The sequence below is a fragment of the Pantoea sp. B65 genome, assembly GCF_047308185.1.
In the GTDB taxonomy this organism is placed as follows: domain Bacteria; phylum Pseudomonadota; class Gammaproteobacteria; order Enterobacterales; family Enterobacteriaceae; genus Erwinia.
In genome coordinates, this window is record NZ_JAHXPU010000023.1 from 256,162 (window position 1) to 274,253 (window position 18,092).

Consider the following 18,092-nt stretch of genomic DNA (forward strand, 5'->3'; position numbering starts at 1 on the left):
CCGCGACAAGAATAGTGGTAAGCGGTGGCCTTTGCACTTGCTTTCTCTTTTCGTGCGGCGGAATGGACAAAAAACAGGCGTTTGTTTTCAACGGACAACCGATATTTTCTGGCATGAAACCGGCAAAAAGACGAATAGTTTTCCCTTATGGTAAAGCCGCAGAAACCCTACTAACCCCGTGTAAGGTTTCGTAAAAGTTATCGCCATTAACATTTGTATCGGCGTGGTGAAGTACCCTTTCTGGTGCGTTATCAGTGTGTTTACAACGTGAACCAGCCCTGATTTCGGGCTTATGCCATATAGACACAAGGTGAATACTTTGTTACTTTAGCGTCACCTTTTTGCAATTGGTATTACCAATTTACTTCGGACAAATGGCAGAAGAAGGGAAGATGGCCTACAGTAAGATTCGCCAACCAAAGCTATCCGATGCAATCGAGCAACAGCTCGAGTCTCTGATTATGGAAGGGACACTGCGTCCGGGTGAAAAACTGCTGCCTGAGCGCGAACTCGCCAAACAGTTTGATGTCTCCCGCCCCTCTTTACGTGAAGCTATCCAGCGTCTGGAAGCAAAAGGTCTGCTGCTGCGTCGTCAGGGCGGTGGCACATTCGTACAAAAAAGTCTGTGGCAAAGCCTGAGCGACCCGCTCGTAGCACTGCTTGCCGAACATCCTGAATCTCAGTTCGATCTGCTGGAAACCCGTCACGCACTGGAAGGCATTGCTGCTTATTATGCGGCGCTGCGCGGTACCGACGAAGATTTGCAGCGTATTCGCGACTGTCATCAGCTGATTCAACAGGCGCAGGATAGCGGCGATTTAGACGCCGAGGCCGACGCGGTTATGCAGTATCAGATTGCGGTCACCGAAGCGGCGCACAATGTGGTGCTTTTGCATCTGCTGCGCTGTATGGGACCGATGCTGGAACAGAACGTACGACAGAACTTTGAATTGCTCTACTCACGCCGGGAGATGTTGGCGAAAGTGAGCGGTCACCGCGCCAGCATTTTTGCGGCGATTGTGGCACGCGAGCCGGAACAGGCCCGCGAAGCGTCACACCGCCATCTGGCGTTTATCGAGGAAATATTGCTGGACAGAAGTCGGGAGCAGAGTCGTAGAGAGCGCTCCTTACGACGTTTACAGCAACGTAAGGAATAACGCGTCATAAAACGCGGCAACTATGCCTGATTTCGCTGGCGGCAACGTGCAGGGAAAAAGGCATAAACGACGAGCCTGTCTCGTTGTGCTCCGCTGACCGGCTGAGTACAACGAGACAGGCTCCAGACAATTCAACGTATATAGACACAGATAAGGAATACCCCCCATGTCAGAACGTTTACACAATGACGTGGATCCGATTGAAACTCGCGACTGGCTACAGGCGATCGAATCGGTCATCCGTGAAGAAGGTGTTGAGCGCGCACAGTATCTGATCGATCAGGTACTGAGTGAAGCACGTAAAGGCGGCGTCAAAGTGGCGGCTGGTACTGGTGTAAGTCAGTACATTAACTCCATCGCTGTTGAAGACGAACCGGAATACCCGGGCAACCCTTCTCTGGAGCGTCGTATCCGTTCCGCGATCCGCTGGAACGCTATCATGACGGTTCTGCGTGCATCGAAGAAAGATCTGGATCTGGGCGGCCATATGTCCTCCTTCCAGTCTTCTGCCACTATTTATGAAGTGTGCTTCAACCACTTCTTCCGTGCACGTAACGACAAAGATGGCGGCGATCTGGTCTATTTCCAGGGCCATATCTCGCCTGGCGTTTACGCACGTGCCTTCCTTGAAGGTCGTCTGACTGAAGATCAGATGAACAATTTCCGTCAGGAAGTGGCTGGTAAGGGGCTGTCTTCTTATCCGCATCCAAAACTGATGCCTGATTTCTGGCAGTTCCCAACCGTTTCTATGGGCCTCGGCCCGCTGGGCGCGATCTACCAGGCGAAATTCCTCAAGTATCTTGAGCACCGTGGTCTGAAAGAGACTGCCGCCCAGACCGTCTACGCCTTCCTCGGCGATGGCGAAATGGATGAGCCGGAATCAAAAGGCGCGATCACTATCGCTACCCGTGAGAAGCTGGACAACCTGTGCTTTATTATCAACTGTAATTTGCAGCGTCTGGACGGACCGGTCACCGGTAACGGCAAGATTATCAACGAACTGGAAGGCATCTTTGCTGGCGCCGGTTGGGAAGTGATCAAGGTTATCTGGGGCGGTCGTTGGGATGAGCTGCTGCGCAAAGATACCAGCGGTAAACTGATTCAGCTGATGAACGAAACCGTTGACGGCGACTATCAGACGTTCAAATCCCGTAACGGCGCTTACGTGCGTGAACACTTCTTCGGCAAATATCCGGAAACCGCTGCGCTGGTGAAAGATATGTCCGACGACGAGATTTGGTCTCTGAACCGTGGCGGCCACGATCCGAAGAAAGTCTATGCAGCACTGAAAAAAGCTCAGGATACCAAAGGCAAGCCGGTAGTGATTCTGGCGCATACCATTAAAGGTTATGGTATGGGCGACTCTGCAGAAGGCAAAAACATTGCTCACCAGGTGAAGAAAGTGAACATGGAAGGCGTACGCTATATCCGTGATCGTTTCAATGTACCGGTTAGCGATGCCGATCTGGAAAAACTGCCGTATGTTACCTTCCCGGAAGGTTCAGAAGAGCATACCTATCTGCACGCTCAGCGTCAGAAACTGGGTGGCTACCTGCCAACCCGTCAGGCGAAGTTCAGCGAGAAGCTGGCAATGCCTGCGCTGGAAGATTTCCAGTCGCTGCTGGAAGAGCAAAACAAAGAGATCTCCACCACTATCGCGTTTGTGCGCGTACTGAACGTTATGCTGAAGAACCCGTCGATCAAAGATCGTCTGGTGCCGATCATTGCCGACGAAGCCCGCACTTTCGGTATGGAAGGTCTGTTCCGTCAGATCGGTATCTACAGCCCGAATGGTCAGCAGTACACCCCGCAGGACCGTGAGCAGGTTGCTTACTATAAAGAAGACGAGAAAGGTCAGATCCTGCAGGAAGGTATTAACGAACTGGGCGCTGGCGCGTCATGGCTGGCGGCGGCAACGTCTTACAGCACCAATAACCTGCCAATGATCCCGTTCTACATCTACTACTCGATGTTTGGTTTCCAGCGTATTGGCGATCTGTGCTGGGCAGCGGGCGATCAGCAGGCGCGCGGCTTCCTGGTGGGCGGTACCTCCGGTCGTACCACGCTGAACGGTGAAGGCCTGCAGCACGAAGATGGCCACAGCCATATTCAGTCGCTGACTATCCCTAACTGTATCTCTTACGATCCGGCTTACGCTTACGAAGTCGCGGTGATTATGCATGACGGCCTGGTGCGTATGTACGGCGAAGCGCAAGAGAACATCTACTACTACATCACCACGCTGAATGAAAACTACCATATGCCTGCGATGCCGCAGGGTGCGGAAGAGGGTATCCGTAAGGGTATCTACAAGCTGGAAACGGTAGCTGGCAGCAAGGGCAAAGTTCAGCTGCTGGGTTCAGGTTCGATCCTGCGTCACGTGCGTGATGCGGCACAGATCCTGGCGAAAGATTACGGCGTTGGTTCCGACGTTTACAGCGTAACGTCATTCACTGAACTGGCACGTGATGGTCAGGACTGTGAGCGCTGGAACATGCTGCACCCGGCCGAAGAAGCACGTGTACCGTATATCGCTCAGGTGATGAATGATGCACCGGCAGTAGCGTCAACTGACTATATGAAACTGTTCGCTGAGCAGGTTCGCAGCTATGTACCTTCAAGTGATTATCGCGTACTGGGCACCGACGGTTTTGGCCGTTCTGACAGCCGCGAAAATCTGCGTCACCACTTCGAAGTGGACGCATCTTACGTAGTTGTTGCAGCTCTGGGTGAACTGGCCAAACGCGGCGAAATCGATAAGAAAGTCGTGGTGGAAGCCATCGCTAAATTCAATATCGATGCTGATAAAGTCAACCCGCGTCTGGCATAAGAGGTAAAGATTAATGGCTATCGAAATCAAGGTACCGGATATCGGTGCAGACGAAGTTGAAGTCACCGAGATTATGGTGAAAGTTGGCGATAAAGTTGAAGTTGAACAGTCGCTGATCACCGTTGAAGGTGACAAGGCCTCGATGGAAGTCCCTTCGCCAGAAGCTGGCGTAGTGAAAGAGATCAGAGTGGCCACCGGTGACAAAGTGGAAACCGGCAAACTGATTATGATTTTCGAATCCGCCGATGGTGCTGCAGCTGCAGCACCTGCTCCGGCAGAAGAGAAAAAAGAAGCTGCCCCGGCGGCGGCCCCGGCAGCCAGCGAAAGCAAAGAAGTTGCCGTGCCGGATATCGGTTCTGACGAAGTTGAAGTGACCGAAATCCTGGTGAAAGTGGGTGACAGCGTGGAAGCTGAGCAGTCACTGATTACCGTCGAAGGCGATAAGGCTTCGATGGAAGTACCGGCGCCATTTGCCGGTACCATCAAAGAGATCAAGATCGCAGTTGGCGCTAAAGTCAGCACCGGTTCTCTGATTATGATCTTTGAAACCGCCGGTTCTGGCGCGGCGGCTCCGGCAGCAGCAGCACCAGCACCAGCAGCAGCGCAAGAAGAAGCGCCTGCCGCTCCGGCGAAGAAAGAAGCAGCTAAACCTGCGGCGAAGGCCGAAGGTAGTAGCGAGTTCGCTGAGAACGATGCTTACGTGCACGCCACTCCGGTTATCCGTCGTCTGGCACGTGAATTCGGCGTAAACCTGGCGAAAGTCAAAGGCTCCGGTCGAAAAGGCCGTATTCTGAAAGAAGACGTTCAGTCTTACGTGAAAGATGCGGTGAAACGCGCTGAGTCTGCACCTGCTGCAGCCGGCGGCGGTATTCCGGGCATGCTGCCGTGGCCGAAAGTTGATTTCAGCAAGTTTGGTGAAATCGAAGAAGTCGAGATGGGTCGCATCCAGAAAATCTCTGGTGCTAACCTGAGCCGTAACTGGGTGGTTATCCCACACGTTACTCAGCACGATGAAGCTGATATTACTGATGTGGAAAACTTCCGTAAGCAGCAGAACACCGAAGCTGAGAAGAAGAAACAGGATCTGAAGATCACCCCACTGGTGTTCCTGATGAAAGCGGCTGCCAAAGCGCTGGAAGAGTTCCCACGTTTCAACAGTTCGCTGTCGGAAGATGGCCAGAAACTGACGCTGAAGAAATACATCAATATCGGTGTGGCAGTTGATACACCTAACGGTCTGGTAGTTCCGGTATTCCGTGACGTCAACAAGAAAGGTATTGTTGAGCTGTCGCGCGAACTGGCGGTGATCTCGAAGAAGGCCCGTGATGGTAAGCTGACTGCTTCTGATATGCAGGGCGGTTGTTTCACCATCTCCAGCCTTGGCGGTATTGGCGGTACGGCATTTACCCCAATCGTCAATGCGCCGGAAGTGGCGATCCTCGGTGTGTCTAAATCATCGATGAAGCCGGTCTGGAACGGTAAAGAGTTTGTACCGCGCCTGATGCTGCCTCTGTCACTCTCCTTCGACCATCGGGTGATCGATGGCGCAGCGGGTGCGCGTTTTGCCGCTTACATCGGCACCATCATGGCTGATATTCGCCGCCTGGTGATGTAAGTTAACCGGCCGGCGCCTGTGCCGGCCGCAGCATAGGTTCCCGGATGGGAAGTGACATCCGGGAAACCAAGCGGTTTGCAGTCTGTTAACAATTCTGTAAACTCGTGCGATGAATATGTCCCGGTGGAACAAGGGCAATAATAAGAACGTCTGACCCGCCGGATCGCTAATCAAAGAGGTCATGATGAGTACAGAGATTAAAACTCAGGTCGTGGTAGTTGGGGCTGGACCTGCAGGTTACTCTGCAGCCTTCCGTTGCGCTGATTTAGGTCTGGAGACCGTCATCGTAGAGCGTTTCAGTACCCTCGGTGGTGTTTGTCTGAACGTCGGCTGTATCCCTTCTAAAGCGTTGCTGCACGTCGCGAAAGTGATTGAAGAAGCGAAAGCGCTGGAAGAACACGGTATCGTTTTTGGTAAGCCAACGACTGATATCGACAAGATTCGTACCTGGAAAGAGAAAGTCATCAATCAGCTGACCGGTGGTCTGGCGGGGATGGCGAAAGGCCGCAAAGTAAAAGTGGTCACCGGTCTGGGTAAATTCACCGGTTCTAACACGCTGGTGGTTGAAGGTGAAAATGGTGCGACTACCATTAACTTCGACAATGCCATTATCGCTGCGGGCTCACGTCCAATTCAGCTGCCATTTATCCCGCATGAAGACCCACGCGTTTGGGATTCTACCGATGCGCTGGAACTGAAACAGGTTCCTGAGCGTCTGCTGGTGATGGGCGGTGGGATTATCGGCCTGGAAATGGGTACCGTCTATCATGCGCTGGGTTCGAAGATCGACGTGGTTGAGATGTTCGACCAGGTGATCCCGGCGGCTGATAAAGACGTGGTGAAAGTGTTCACCAAGCGTATCAGCAAGCAGTTTAATCTGATGCTGGAAACCAAAGTTACTGCGGTAGAAGCTAAAGAAGATGGCATCTACGTAACGATGGAAGGCAAAAAAGCGCCTGCAGAGCCACAGCGTTATGATGCGGTACTGGTTGCTATCGGTCGTGTACCAAACGGTAAACTGCTGGATGCCGGCCAGGCGGGCGTTGAAGTTGACGAGCGCGGCTTTATCCGCGTCGACAAGCAGATGCGCACCAATGTACCGCATATCTATGCTATCGGTGACATTGTTGGTCAGCCAATGCTGGCACACAAGGGTGTTCACGAAGGCCATGTTGCGGCAGAAGTGATCTCCGGTAAGAAACACTACTTCGATCCGAAGGTCATTCCGTCTATTGCTTATACTGAGCCAGAAGTTGCCTGGGTCGGTCTGACTGAGAAAGAAGCCAAAGAGAAAGGCATCAGCTACGAAGTTTCCACCTTCCCGTGGGCAGCTTCTGGTCGCGCCATTGCTTCTGACTGTGCAGACGGTATGACCAAACTGATTTTCGACAAAGAGACGCACCGGCTGATCGGTGGCGCGATTGTCGGTACTAACGGCGGCGAGCTGCTGGGTGAAATCGGTCTGGCGATTGAGATGGGTTGTGATGCGGAAGATATCGCCCTGACCATTCATGCGCACCCAACGCTGCATGAATCTGTTGGTCTGGCGGCTGAGATTTTCGAAGGTAGCATTACCGACCTGCCAAACCCGAAAGCGAAAAAGAAATAACTTTTCGTTTCCGGCTGAAAACGGCTCCCTTTACGGGGGCCGTTTTTTATTCCGCTGGCAAATCCTGAAATTGAAAGTCAGCGTCGCGCTGATCTACACTTCCTGTATCAGATCGGGGGTAAATTTACTGTATAACGGATAGTTATTACTTCCCCGTCCTGCCACTTCAATTGTCTGGCCACGAAAAGCATGGTTATTACCGTCAGCACTGTCACCTTTGGTAATTAATACACTGAAGCTTGCGGTTAATTCGGCAATACCGGCGACCTGCGGCAGAGACGGACCATAACGGCTGGTAAAACCGGCCTGTAACGCCGGCTCTTCACCAAAGGTGGTGGTATTTAAATGGCTGATACCGGTAAGCGCGATAAACTTACCGCTGTTATGCTGCTGCTGATAATGCTCAATCACCCTGCTGGCATAAAAGTTTTGCATCGCGGGATGATCAAAATGATCGGCGTTATCGCCAGGCAGATAAGCATTCTGTCGGTTGGCCGGCATATAGGTCTCTTCTTTTAATGCCGTGGCGGCACAACCAATGGCGACAATGTTTATTCCTGCCTGATGCGCGGCTTCAACGACCTGACGAAAGCTGTTTTCGGGCAGGCGTTGCTCGTCATTACTGACATGTCTGTTATATTTTCTCGTGAGATCATCAAGATAACTGGCGAGCTCGTCTGGTATGGCATGGGCCGGATCGGCATACGCGTCAAGGTAATCCTGATGTAACTCTCGTATCAGATGTTCCATATACAGCGTTTTGACGCCGGCATCGGCAAATGCCTGCATATTTTTAATCAGAAACTGGTGGCACTGTTTGGTCTCGCCATTGCTGGCGAAAACCATGCCATTACCCGCCTTAGTGGTTTCACCGATCATTTCCTGCGTGTTATGAACATTCGGTACTTCTCTGGAAGAGGGCGTCCAGTGGTTGAAATACTCTTTTGCCTCCGTGAGTAGCAAGTCCCGCCGCAGGCGAATCTCTTGCGCCAGTGCCCTGATTCCGGTGTCGGAATTCGCATGGGAAAAACAGAAGTAATCATTGCTGTTCATCTCTTTTTCCAGTCTGTTTACCAGTTTGGCGTCGGTTATTTCATACCGGTCAAATTTGTTGCTGGCTTCGGCAGATTTACCGGCCGCGCTATTATGATATGCAACCACCGGAGGCGTGGTTGATGATATTGTAATATCACTCATAATTAACCCTCTTATTATTAATATGAAAGGTGTTATCAGCAGTAACGATGGTATTATCTGCAGAGAGTGGCTTGGTAACATGATGATAAATACGGATGGCTAGCCCTTCGCTTATAGTTATCGCTTAATTATATACTCTGGCTGCAGGTCTTGTAGCTGGAACTCAGCGCCCCAGAAACGTTTCGTTTCCACTTTATCCGGTGGCACAATGGTGTAGATGGTGACACTGTATTTCTGATATGGCTCAAAATGGTACTCTACCGGGATGCACTGCCCCGGCACCACTACCTTAATGGGATAATGGAGATCGTTGCTGCTCCATACCTCATGCATATCTCCATCTTTAAAAAGCTTATGTACAACGATATCCAGTATTCGTGACTGATTATTAGCAGTTACCGACTCTTTTTTAACTTTGAAGCAAGGTTGCCCATCTGTTTTAAGTGATATAATGGCGGATCTGATTGGCATTGGATGAATAAAACAACCCGTCAATATAGTGCAGCATAATATAATAGAGGTCTGTTTTATTTCCACAAGCATCTCCTGTCTCTGGGGTCGTTAAGAAACCAGATTAATATACTTTTATACTTATTAAGTAAATCAGGCCCAGCAATGCCATTGAATAATTTATTTCTTAGCCATACGTTTAAGCCAAAGTCTCTGAGAGTAAAGTAGTCAGCAATGATTGATGCTTGCTGCTCCATAGGATAGTCTGCTAAGGTATAATCGAGCGGTAATGAGTATTTGTATTCTACTGCCCAACTTATCAGGCCACGCGTTCGTACATTCATGCCCATTTGATATTGCCAGACATGTGTCATCTCATGGATAAACCACCACTGGTATTTATATGTGTCATCCTGACTTTTAGTAAAATCTTCCTTATAGTGTTTCGTTGGCCAGTACATTTCACCATTCGGTGTCACGGCGGTATCCGCATTTTGCAGCCCAAAGGGAAAGTAGCCGCCGTGATGAACTCTGACCCGGCGGTAATCAATGGCATTCTGAAATAATGATCCGGATATGTTTATTTCTCCATGCGTCAGGCGGCGGGAAGTTCCTTCTTCCGTGATCATCGTTTTTATCTCCCTGAAGTGATGTTCTGCAGGAATAATAGCACAGGTAAAATTTAATTAAGAGTGGAATAACAGAAAAGTGTGATGGTTATTTAAAAAATATCTGATAATTATTTTTAGAGATATAATTTTACTGGAATGTATTTATACAGAAGGCATCGCCTCCCGCAGCTGACTAATAGCGGATTAAAATCACTGACCGAATTTACGCATATACAGCTGTTTCATACCCAGGCTTAGCCGGGTATAACCTGGCAGCCGGATTTACTCTGGCTGCAGATCTTGTAGCTGGAATTCAGACCGCCAGAAGCGCTTGGTTTCTACTTTATCAGGCGGCACCATCGTGTAGATGGTGACGCTGTATTTCTGATAAGGCCGAAAATGATAGCCGACCGGAATGCATTGTCCTGGGATGACCATTTTTATCGGAAATTCGTGCTGACGTTCACTCCATATCTCGTGCATATGACCGTCCGCAAACTCTTTATTGACGACAATGCTGAGTATGCGAGACTGATTATTCGCCGTGACCGACTCTGTTTTTATTTTAAAACAGGGTTGTCCGTCGGTTTTTAGCGAGGTGACAGCGGTTCTGAATGGCATTGGATGAATAAAACAACCCGTCAATAGACAGCAAGTTAGGGTAATTATCGCTTTTTTCATTTCCACCGGCTTCTCCTGTCTTTTGGGTCGTTAAGAAAAAAGATCAATGTTTTTTCATATTGATTAACCAGGTCCGGTCCAATAATTCCAGTGAATAATTTACTATCATTCCATTTGTTAAATCCGAAGTTTGTAAGGATATAGTAGTCGGTAATTATCGACGCCTACTGCTCCATAGAGAAATCAGCCAGAGTACACTATGGCATTCTGAAATAATGATCCGGATATATTTACTTCTCCCAGCGTCAGGCGGCGGGAAGTTCCTTCTTCCGTGATCATCGTCTGTATCTCCCTGAAGTGATGTTCTGCAGGAAAAATAGCACGGGTAAAATTTAATCAAGAGGGGAGTGACAGAAAAGTGTGATGGTTATTTAAAAAATATCTGATAATTATTTTTAGGAATATAATTTGACTGGAATGTTTTTATACGGGAGGCATAGCCTCCCGTAGCTGACGAATAGCGGATTAAAACCACTGACCGAATTTACGCATATACAGCTGTTTCATACCCTGGCTGAGCAGGCAATAACCCAGCAGGATCGTCAGTAGCCATGGGAAGTAACTCAGCGGCAGCGACTGCAAACCAAACCAGCTATTGATCGGTGAAAACGGTAAACCAATCCCGATTATCACCACCAGCAGCGTGGTCAGCATAATTGGCCATGTGGCGCGCGCCTGGATAAACGGAATCTTCTGGGTGCGTAACATATGGACAACTAAGGTTTGTGATAACAAGCCTTCAATAAACCAGCCGGACTGGAACAGTGCCTGATGATCGGCACTGTGGGCGCCAAAGATATGCCACATTAACGCGAAAGTGGCGATATCAAACACCGAGGAGGTTGGCCCCATCCACAGCATAAAGCGTCCGATGTTTTTGGCATCCCATTTGCGCGGTTTGCGCACAAATTCTTTATCCATTTTATCCCATGGCAGCGCCAGCTGGGAGATATCATAAATCAGGTTTTGCAGCAGCAACTGAATCGCCAGCATCGGTAAAAAAGGAATAAAGGCGCTGGCGACCAGGATTGAAAAGACATTACCAAAGTTAGAGCTGGCGGTAATATTGAGATATTTAATAATATTGCCAAAGGTCTGGCGACCCACCATAACGCCTTGCTCCAGTACCAGCAGGCTCTTTTCCAGCAAAATAATATCTGCTGATTCTTTAGCGATATCCGTCGCGCTGTCGACAGAAATACCGACGTCCGCCGCGCGCAGCGCCGCAGCATCGTTAATGCCATCGCCAAGGAAGCCGACGGTGTGCCCGTTTCCCTGCAGCAGGGTAACCACCCGCTCTTTTTGCGACGGGGTCAGTTTGGCAAAGATGGTGTGCAGCTCAACCCGTGACTTCAATTGTGCATCGCTAAGCTGCTCGATCTCATCACCCAGCAACGGCACACCAGGGTCCAGCGCTAAATCCCGGCAGATTTTTGCCGTGATCAGCGGGTTATCACCGGTCAGCACTTTAATCTGCACGCCATTATCCTGCAGGGCGCGAATGGCCTCCGCCGCACTCTCTTTCGCCGGATCGAGAAACGTCAGCATGCCGCACAGGATTAAGTCACGCTCATCGTCGGGCGTCAGGCGCTGGTGCCAGCCGCGCGCTTCCAGCTGACGCGTGGCGATTAACAGTACACGGTAGCCCTGCTGATTAAGCTGCGCCGCGCGCTGCATAATTTCTTCACGCCAGCGCTGATCCATCGCCACCACCTGATCGCCCTGCTGCAGATGGGTGGCGATCGCCAGCATCTCTTCTACCGCCCCCTTACAGATCAACTGGTGCTGCCCCTGGTCATCACTCAGGGAAACGGAGAGGCGACGTCGGGTGAAATCGAACGGTAATTCATCGACTTTGCGCAGATTATGCGGTAAATCATCATGCCGACGGGCAAACTCCAGCACCGCGCGGTCCATCAGATTTTTCAGTCCGTTCTGATGAAAACTGTTCAGCCACGCCAGATGCAACACCTGACGGCTGGAGCGGCCGAAAATATCCAGATGATGCTCCAGCGCAATATGGTCCTGCGTCAGCGTGCCGGTTTTATCGGTGCAGAGTACATCCATGGCGCCGAAGTTCTGGATGGCATTGAGCCGTTTTACCACTACTTTGCGCCGCGCCATCACCATCGCGCCTTTCGCCAGATTGGTGCTGACGATCATCGGCAGCATTTCCGGGGTTAAACCGACCGCTACCGCTACCGCAAACAGCGTGGCATCCAGCCAGTCGCCTTTGGTCATGCCGTTAATCACCAGCACCACCGGTACCATAATGAACATAAAGCGGATCAGCAGCCAGCTGACGCTGTTGACGCCACGGTCAAAGGCGGTAGGCGCGCGTTTGCCGACGATATTTTTCGCCAGCGAACCAAACCAGCTCTGATTACCGGTGGCGACCACCACCGCCGTGGCGTGACCGCTGACCACGTTGGTCCCCATCAGGCAGATATTCGGTAAACCGGGCAGGGCGCCTTCACCGATGCTGTGCGGCGTTTGCGCCTGTTCCGCAAGGCAGAACTTTTCCACCGGCAGCGCTTCACCGGTTAGTGCGGCCTGGCTGACCAGCAGATCGTGCGATTCAACCAGCTTAATATCGGCGGGAATAATATCGCCAGCTGACAGCGAGATAATATCTCCCGGCACCAGTTGTTGCTGGTTGACGTAGATCCATTGTGGTTTGTTGCTATCGTTATGACGGCGGCGGGTGGTGACCTGAGTACGCACCAGGGATTTCAGGGCATCAGCCGCTTTATTGGTACGGAACTCCTGCCAGAAACGCAGCACGCCGCTCAGGGTGACCATCGCCAGCATAATGATTACGCCGGTCAGATCGGTTTCTTCACCGCGCTGTGCGGGCAGCCAGTAGTCGGTGAAGAAACTGATACCAGCGAGTCCCACCAGCACAAAAATAAACGGGTTGTTAAAGGCCATTAGCAGCTGAATCATGGCATGGGGCGCTGTTTCCTGGGCGACCTGATTCAGACCAAACTGCTGCAGACGTGCCTCTGCCTGCCGGCTACTCAGTCCCTCCGGGCTGGTATTCAGGGTGGCAAAAGTGCTGTCGAGGCTGACCTGTGCCTCATTGGCGATCGGCCACTCTTTGCTGCGGTTTTTAGCCTGGCGGGGCGCTTGTTGCGCGATATCGATCATCTGAGTCATCTCTGATTACTCCAAACAGTGCGCACGGCAACCTCTCACAAGGCGAGATCGTCGTGAAAAAAATGAGATGCGTTGCAGATGGGAAAGGAACTAGCTCACTGCTCCCTCGCAACGCGGATTACGTTGCGTACTGGGGTGCTCGTCCATAGGGACTCCTTAATTATCAGTAGCTGATAATGGTAAAAGCGTGAAAAACGGCATCGCTAACCCACCGCAGTGCCAAAGGCGCAGCAGCGAGCAGGGGGGCATCAGCCCGGAGGAAAAAGGGTATGGGTAAAGTTCAGCATTTTGATGACTCGTCTGGTTATTAAATGGAGAAGCAGACGAGTGATAACATCGCTGCTTGCCAGGGCGGCAAGCAACAGGCTTGCCTTAATTAGATCGATGACTGTCCAAAAAAGGTTTCTCCAAAAGAATTTGCGAGACGCACTATACAGCCGACTCGTTATGCTGTAAATCGGGCTTTCTTAACCACACTTCAACGACGTTCAATTAGTTTTTAAGTCGCTGCTGATTGTACTGCTGCAGCCAGCTAATAAAGTGGCGCAGCGGGGTGGCAAGGTATTTGCGGCCCGGATAGTAGAGCGATAAACCGCCCATCTCAATGCTGAACTCCTCCAGCAGGGCGACCAGCTGGCCCGTCGCCAGCGCCTGCCTGACCGATTCCCGATGCAGAAAGGCAATACCGGCTGCGGCGCAGGCCGCCGCGATCATCGTGTGGTCATTATCCAGAATCAGATCGCCGCGTACCGCGATCTCCAGTTGCTGTTGCTGGCGGACAAACTCCCATTTGTATAGTTTGCCGCTGGCGAACCGGCGCTGAATACAGGGGAAATGAAGCAGATCTTCCGGTTGCGCTGGCCGTCCGTAAGCGGCAATAAAATCGGGGCTGGCAACGGCAATCAGATGTAAAGCCGGGCCAAAGGGGATGGCGATCATATCCTGAGCAATCTCATTACCGTAACGTACCCCGGCATCAAACCCCTGCTCGACAATATTGACGAAGCCATCGTTGCTGGCGATCTCCAGCGTAATATCGGGATACGCCTGTTTAAACGGCAGCAGTAGATCGCTGAAGTACAGTGCTTCCGCTGCACGCGGCATATTGAGCTTTAATGTGCCGCGCGGTTCGGCACGCCAGCTATTCAGATCGTCCACCGCATCGGTAAGGTCGTTGATCGCCGGCTGGATCCGCAGCAAAAACGCCTGTCCTGCCTCGGTCAGCGCCACACTGCGTGTGGTGCGTTGCAGCAGACGCAGGCCAATACGTTGTTCCAGCTGGGTCATGGCATGGCTAAGCGTCGACGGAGTGACGTTACGCTCTTCGGCGGCTTTGCGAAAGCTCAGGTGCCGGGCGATAGCGGCGAAAATCTCCAGTTCCTGCAGGGTGGCGCGATTTTTCATATTGGTGATTTTTATTCACTAATGCACTTAATAAGCATCAATTGTTGAAAATTACCCAGGGAAGTATAACTGCTCTGTCGCCACTTAACAGGATAAACATCATGAAGCGCAGAGTATTGGGTAGTGAAAACTTTGAAGTATCAGCCATTGGCCTCGGCTGTATGGGCATGAGCTTTGCCTATGGTAAATCCGATGAGCAGCAGGCGATTGCGACCCTGCATCGTGCATTTGATCTCGGCGTCGATTTTCTCGATACCGCAGAAGTCTATGGCCCCTTCACCAACGAAACGCTGATTGGTAAAGCGTTAAAAGGGCGTGGCGGTAAGATTAAAGTGGCGACCAAATTTGGTTTCGATATTACCGAACACGGCGAAGGCTGGCAGCGGATTGTCGGGGTGAACAGCAAGCCGGAGAGTATTCGCCAGAGGGTTGAAGCTTCGCTGCGGCGGCTGGATATCGACGCCATCGATCTGCTGTATCAGCATCGAATCGATCCCGCAGTGCCGGTTGAAGACGTGGTTGGCGTCATGGCCGATCTGGTCCGTGAAGGTAAAGCACTGCATCTCGGCTTATCGGAAGTTTCCGTCGCCACCTTAACCCGCGCCTGCGCGGTGCATCCGATCAGCGCCGTGCAGAGTGAGTACTCGCTGTGGAGTCGCGATCCGGAACAGGGCATTCTGGCGGCCTGCCAGCAACTGAATGTCGGCTTTGTTCCTTACAGTCCGCTGGGACGCGGTTTTCTGTCAGGTAAAATGCCCGATCCGTCTACCCTTGATGCTGACGACTATCGCCGCGGTTTGCCGCGTTTTCAGCAGCAGGCGCTGGAACATAACCAGCGTCTGGTGCAGCAGTTAAGTGAAATGGCACTCGGTTACCACTGTTCCGCCGCCCAGCTGGCGCTGGCGTGGGTACTGGCGCAGGGCGCGCATATTGTGCCGATTCCGGGCGCGCGGCAGATTGCCCATCTGGAAGATAACTGCCGCGCGGTGGAGTTAACCCTGGCTACGGCGGATATCGCTACCCTTGATACGCTGTTCAGCCCCGGTAATGTGATGGGCGAACGTTATAACGCGCTGGAATTCTCGCTGGTGGATCATGACTAATTAAGACGCGAATTTTCCCCTTGATCAGCATCTTGCCGATGGCAGTGAATTGATGTTGTGCGCGTTTATTGATTCTGCCGCGTGGTAATAATCTTTTCCGCCATCGGTGAAGTTGATTGGCACCAGCGCCTCAAAGTGCTGCCCGCTATTCAGAATATGCACCTTGCGGGCGCAGGCGGCCTGAGAACCGAGGACATCAAGATATTCCCGGTCGCCGGCAAAGCTGTGGTTAATCACCGCTAACGGACTCAGATTCATGCGGATTAAATCCTGATTGAGTAGTTCAATCACCGCCGCCGCCGCACCCTGTGTCGCGTCGTTCTCGTGGCCAAATGCCATATAGCCATCCTCCTCAAAGCCGCTGTTATGGCACAGCCAGCCGAGTTCAATCAGTCGTTGCCGGTAGTAATTGACCTGGGCATTAATCGCATCGCTCTGGCTGTAGTCACCGGTAGCGTGCTGCAGCAGTGCGATCAGCAGGCAATTGCGAAATTGCGTGCCGGTATCAGCATTATTTGGCACGCTAATCAGCCCCTGCGTCAGCATCACTTGCTGCATCAGTTGTGAATCGACAGTCTGTGCGGTTGCCCAGGCGCTTTCGGCGACCACCAGTGGCGATAATGGCGTGGCGATGTTGTGGCTTTCATTTTCCTGGTCGCTAATCCAGCTGGTGGCCGGTGAGGCGACATTGCTAAACAGCTCTCTTACTACCTGCGGGGTGGCGGCTCCCAGCTGGTAACGTACCGTTTCGGCGGCAAGGATCTCGGAAATCGCAGGGGAGGGCGCTCGGCTGAAGAGCTCTCTCACCGCTGCCGGAGTGGCGGCTCCCTGTTGGTAGCGGTCAATTTCGCGGTTAATAATGTCGGTGATCTCCTCCGGTTCACTGGCAGTGGCGGAATGATAGCGGGCGGACAGGGCTTCCTGCTGCAGCAGAATCGCCACGTCTTTATGCTTTAATCCGCGAATCAGCCTGATCAGGCGGGTTCCCCACTCCCCCGGCGATTCATGGTCATCGCGCCGGTAGATACCGGGATTGGCCCCAGCCAGTTTCACCTGCAGCATCCGCCCGGCGGGAGAAAGTCGCGGTGTGTAAAACGTCATGCGCCCGCGCAGCGAAGAGGCATTGCATCCGGTCAGGATCATGCAATCTTCCAGCGTCAGCAGCGGCACTCGCTGCCGAAGCCGTACCGCCCAGTCAAGCGGGAGTTCGTGCTCGCTCCGGCGGTATATTCCCGGCCAGGGGGAGTCAAGGATCGCCCTGATTTTTCTGCCGGCGTCGGACAAGCCGCGGGTGAGAAACTCGGGGCGGTTTTTCAGCGATGAAGCATTTACCTGAGTAATGGCAATGGCGTCATTGCGGGTTAATTGCGGTTCCAACTCCTTCAGTTGCAGTGCCCACCGCAGTGGATTGTTGTTTATCTTCGCTGTGTACTCACTGCAGGGATCGTGATGCAGGCTGTGCAGGATTTTGTTACCGATCGCGCTTAGTTTATGGTTTCTGAATACCGCACAATTAGCCAGTGAACCGGGATTGGCGCCGGTCAGCAGCGCGGCGTCGCGGACAGGAAGCTGCTTAAAGCGCTGTTTAAGTTTTACCGCCCGCTGCACATCGTTGTTATCTGCGCCTCTGGCATATTCCCGGCCTTCAGCGCTGTTCAGAAAAGCCTGCACTTCCACACCGGCGGCAGAGAGCGGCTCATGATTAAACGCTTTAATATTACGCAGGCTCGACACCGAGGCGCCGGTAAATAGTGATGCTTCATTGCGCGATAACATTGGCCGGAGCTCTTTTAATCGCGTCGCCCATACTCTGGCTGGCTCAAACGGTTTGCGCTGGAAGTCACCGGGATGATCGGACTCGAGAATGCTCTGGATCTCGCGTCCGACTTCGCTTAAAAACAGCGTATTAAAATCCAGCTGCCGTTGTAATTGCGTCGCATCTGCGCCGGTCAGCGCCAGAATGATATGCAGGGATAATGCCGGCAGCAGTATACTGAGGCGGAATGCCCATTGTTCCAGCGTCTCGTTTTTTCTTTTCGCATATACCCGTGCCGTCAGCCGGTTTTTTCTGGCGATCCGCGCGGCAAAAGATCGCGGCGCAGCGGGCGGCTGCGGCGCGATGCGTTGCGGGCTTTGTGATACGGCAATCAGTTGCCTGGCGAGCAGGCCGCCATTGCGGCTCTCTTGCGCGCTGAACAGCTGGCTGCAAGTGATGTCTGCCGGCATGCTGTTTATCATTGCAACTCCTTTGCCGCAATCAGGTGTGGAGATTTCCG

Annotated in this window: 12 protein-coding genes; 5 read left to right on the forward strand and 7 right to left on the reverse strand. The window is 52.1% G+C overall.

All coding sequences use genetic code 11. The annotated features are described in order from the left end of the window. Positions 1-392 precede the first annotated feature (392 nt). From pdhR to lpdA, 4 genes are all read left to right on the forward strand, one after another. Entirely contained in the window at positions 393-1,157 is a 765-nt protein-coding gene (pdhR, locus tag JWF83_RS11190) for a pyruvate dehydrogenase complex transcriptional repressor PdhR (protein WP_413650279.1), read from the forward strand. 166 nt (positions 1,158-1,323) lie between these two features. Further along, on the forward strand, positions 1,324-3,987 hold the full coding sequence (gene aceE / locus JWF83_RS11195) for a pyruvate dehydrogenase (acetyl-transferring), homodimeric type (protein ID WP_413650280.1): 2,664 nt from the start codon (positions 1,324-1,326) through the stop codon (positions 3,985-3,987). 13 nt (positions 3,988-4,000) lie between these two features. Further along, on the forward strand, positions 4,001-5,602 hold the full coding sequence (gene aceF / locus JWF83_RS11200) for a dihydrolipoyllysine-residue acetyltransferase (protein WP_413650281.1): 1,602 nt from the start codon (positions 4,001-4,003) through the stop codon (positions 5,600-5,602). 184 nt (positions 5,603-5,786) lie between these two features. Continuing rightward, positions 5,787-7,211, forward strand: coding sequence for a dihydrolipoyl dehydrogenase (gene lpdA / locus JWF83_RS11205; protein WP_413650339.1), 1,425 nt, complete (start codon positions 5,787-5,789; stop codon positions 7,209-7,211). A 93-nt stretch (positions 7,212-7,304) separates the two neighbouring features. On the opposite strand, the gene JWF83_RS11210 is transcribed toward lpdA, so the two are convergent. The 6 genes from JWF83_RS11210 to JWF83_RS11235 form a co-directional block, all read right to left on the reverse strand. After that, positions 7,305-8,408 carry a membrane-targeted effector domain-containing toxin gene (locus JWF83_RS11210; protein WP_413650282.1) on the reverse strand — a complete coding sequence of 368 codons (1,104 nt, stop codon included), beginning with the start codon at positions 8,406-8,408 and terminating at the stop codon, positions 7,305-7,307. 117 nt (positions 8,409-8,525) lie between these two features. Continuing rightward, positions 8,526-8,951 carry a putative T6SS immunity periplasmic lipoprotein gene (locus JWF83_RS11215; RefSeq protein WP_413650283.1) on the reverse strand — a complete coding sequence of 142 codons (426 nt, stop codon included), beginning with the start codon at positions 8,949-8,951 and terminating at the stop codon, positions 8,526-8,528. Beyond that, positions 8,936-9,487, reverse strand: coding sequence for a hypothetical protein (locus tag JWF83_RS11220; protein ID WP_413650284.1), 552 nt, complete (start codon positions 9,485-9,487; stop codon positions 8,936-8,938). Before JWF83_RS11220 ends, JWF83_RS11215 begins: the two co-directional genes overlap by 16 nt. A 264-nt stretch (positions 9,488-9,751) precedes the next feature. Then, on the reverse strand, positions 9,752-10,150 hold the full coding sequence (locus tag JWF83_RS11225) for a putative T6SS immunity periplasmic lipoprotein (protein WP_413650340.1): 399 nt from the start codon (positions 10,148-10,150) through the stop codon (positions 9,752-9,754). A gap of 465 nt (positions 10,151-10,615) precedes the next feature. Next, entirely contained in the window at positions 10,616-13,309 is a 2,694-nt protein-coding gene (gene mgtA / locus JWF83_RS11230; protein ID WP_413650285.1) for a magnesium-translocating P-type ATPase, read from the reverse strand. Positions 13,310-13,801: 492 nt separating this feature from the next. Beyond that, complete coding sequence (locus JWF83_RS11235; protein WP_413650286.1) at positions 13,802-14,713, reverse strand: LysR family transcriptional regulator; 912 nt, start codon at positions 14,711-14,713, stop codon at positions 13,802-13,804. A 101-nt stretch (positions 14,714-14,814) separates the two neighbouring features. Between JWF83_RS11235 and JWF83_RS11240 the strand changes: the two genes are divergently transcribed. Beyond that, on the forward strand, positions 14,815-15,816 hold the full coding sequence (locus JWF83_RS11240) for an aldo/keto reductase (protein WP_413650287.1): 1,002 nt from the start codon (positions 14,815-14,817) through the stop codon (positions 15,814-15,816). Positions 15,817-15,840: 24 nt separating this feature from the next. Here JWF83_RS11240 and JWF83_RS11245 read toward each other — a convergent pair whose 3' ends face one another. Beyond that, the gene (locus JWF83_RS11245) at positions 15,841-18,054 is read right to left on the reverse strand and encodes a hypothetical protein (protein ID WP_413650288.1); all 2,214 of its coding nucleotides are present in this window, start codon (positions 18,052-18,054) and stop codon (positions 15,841-15,843) included. Between the last annotated feature and the right edge of the window lie 38 nt (positions 18,055-18,092).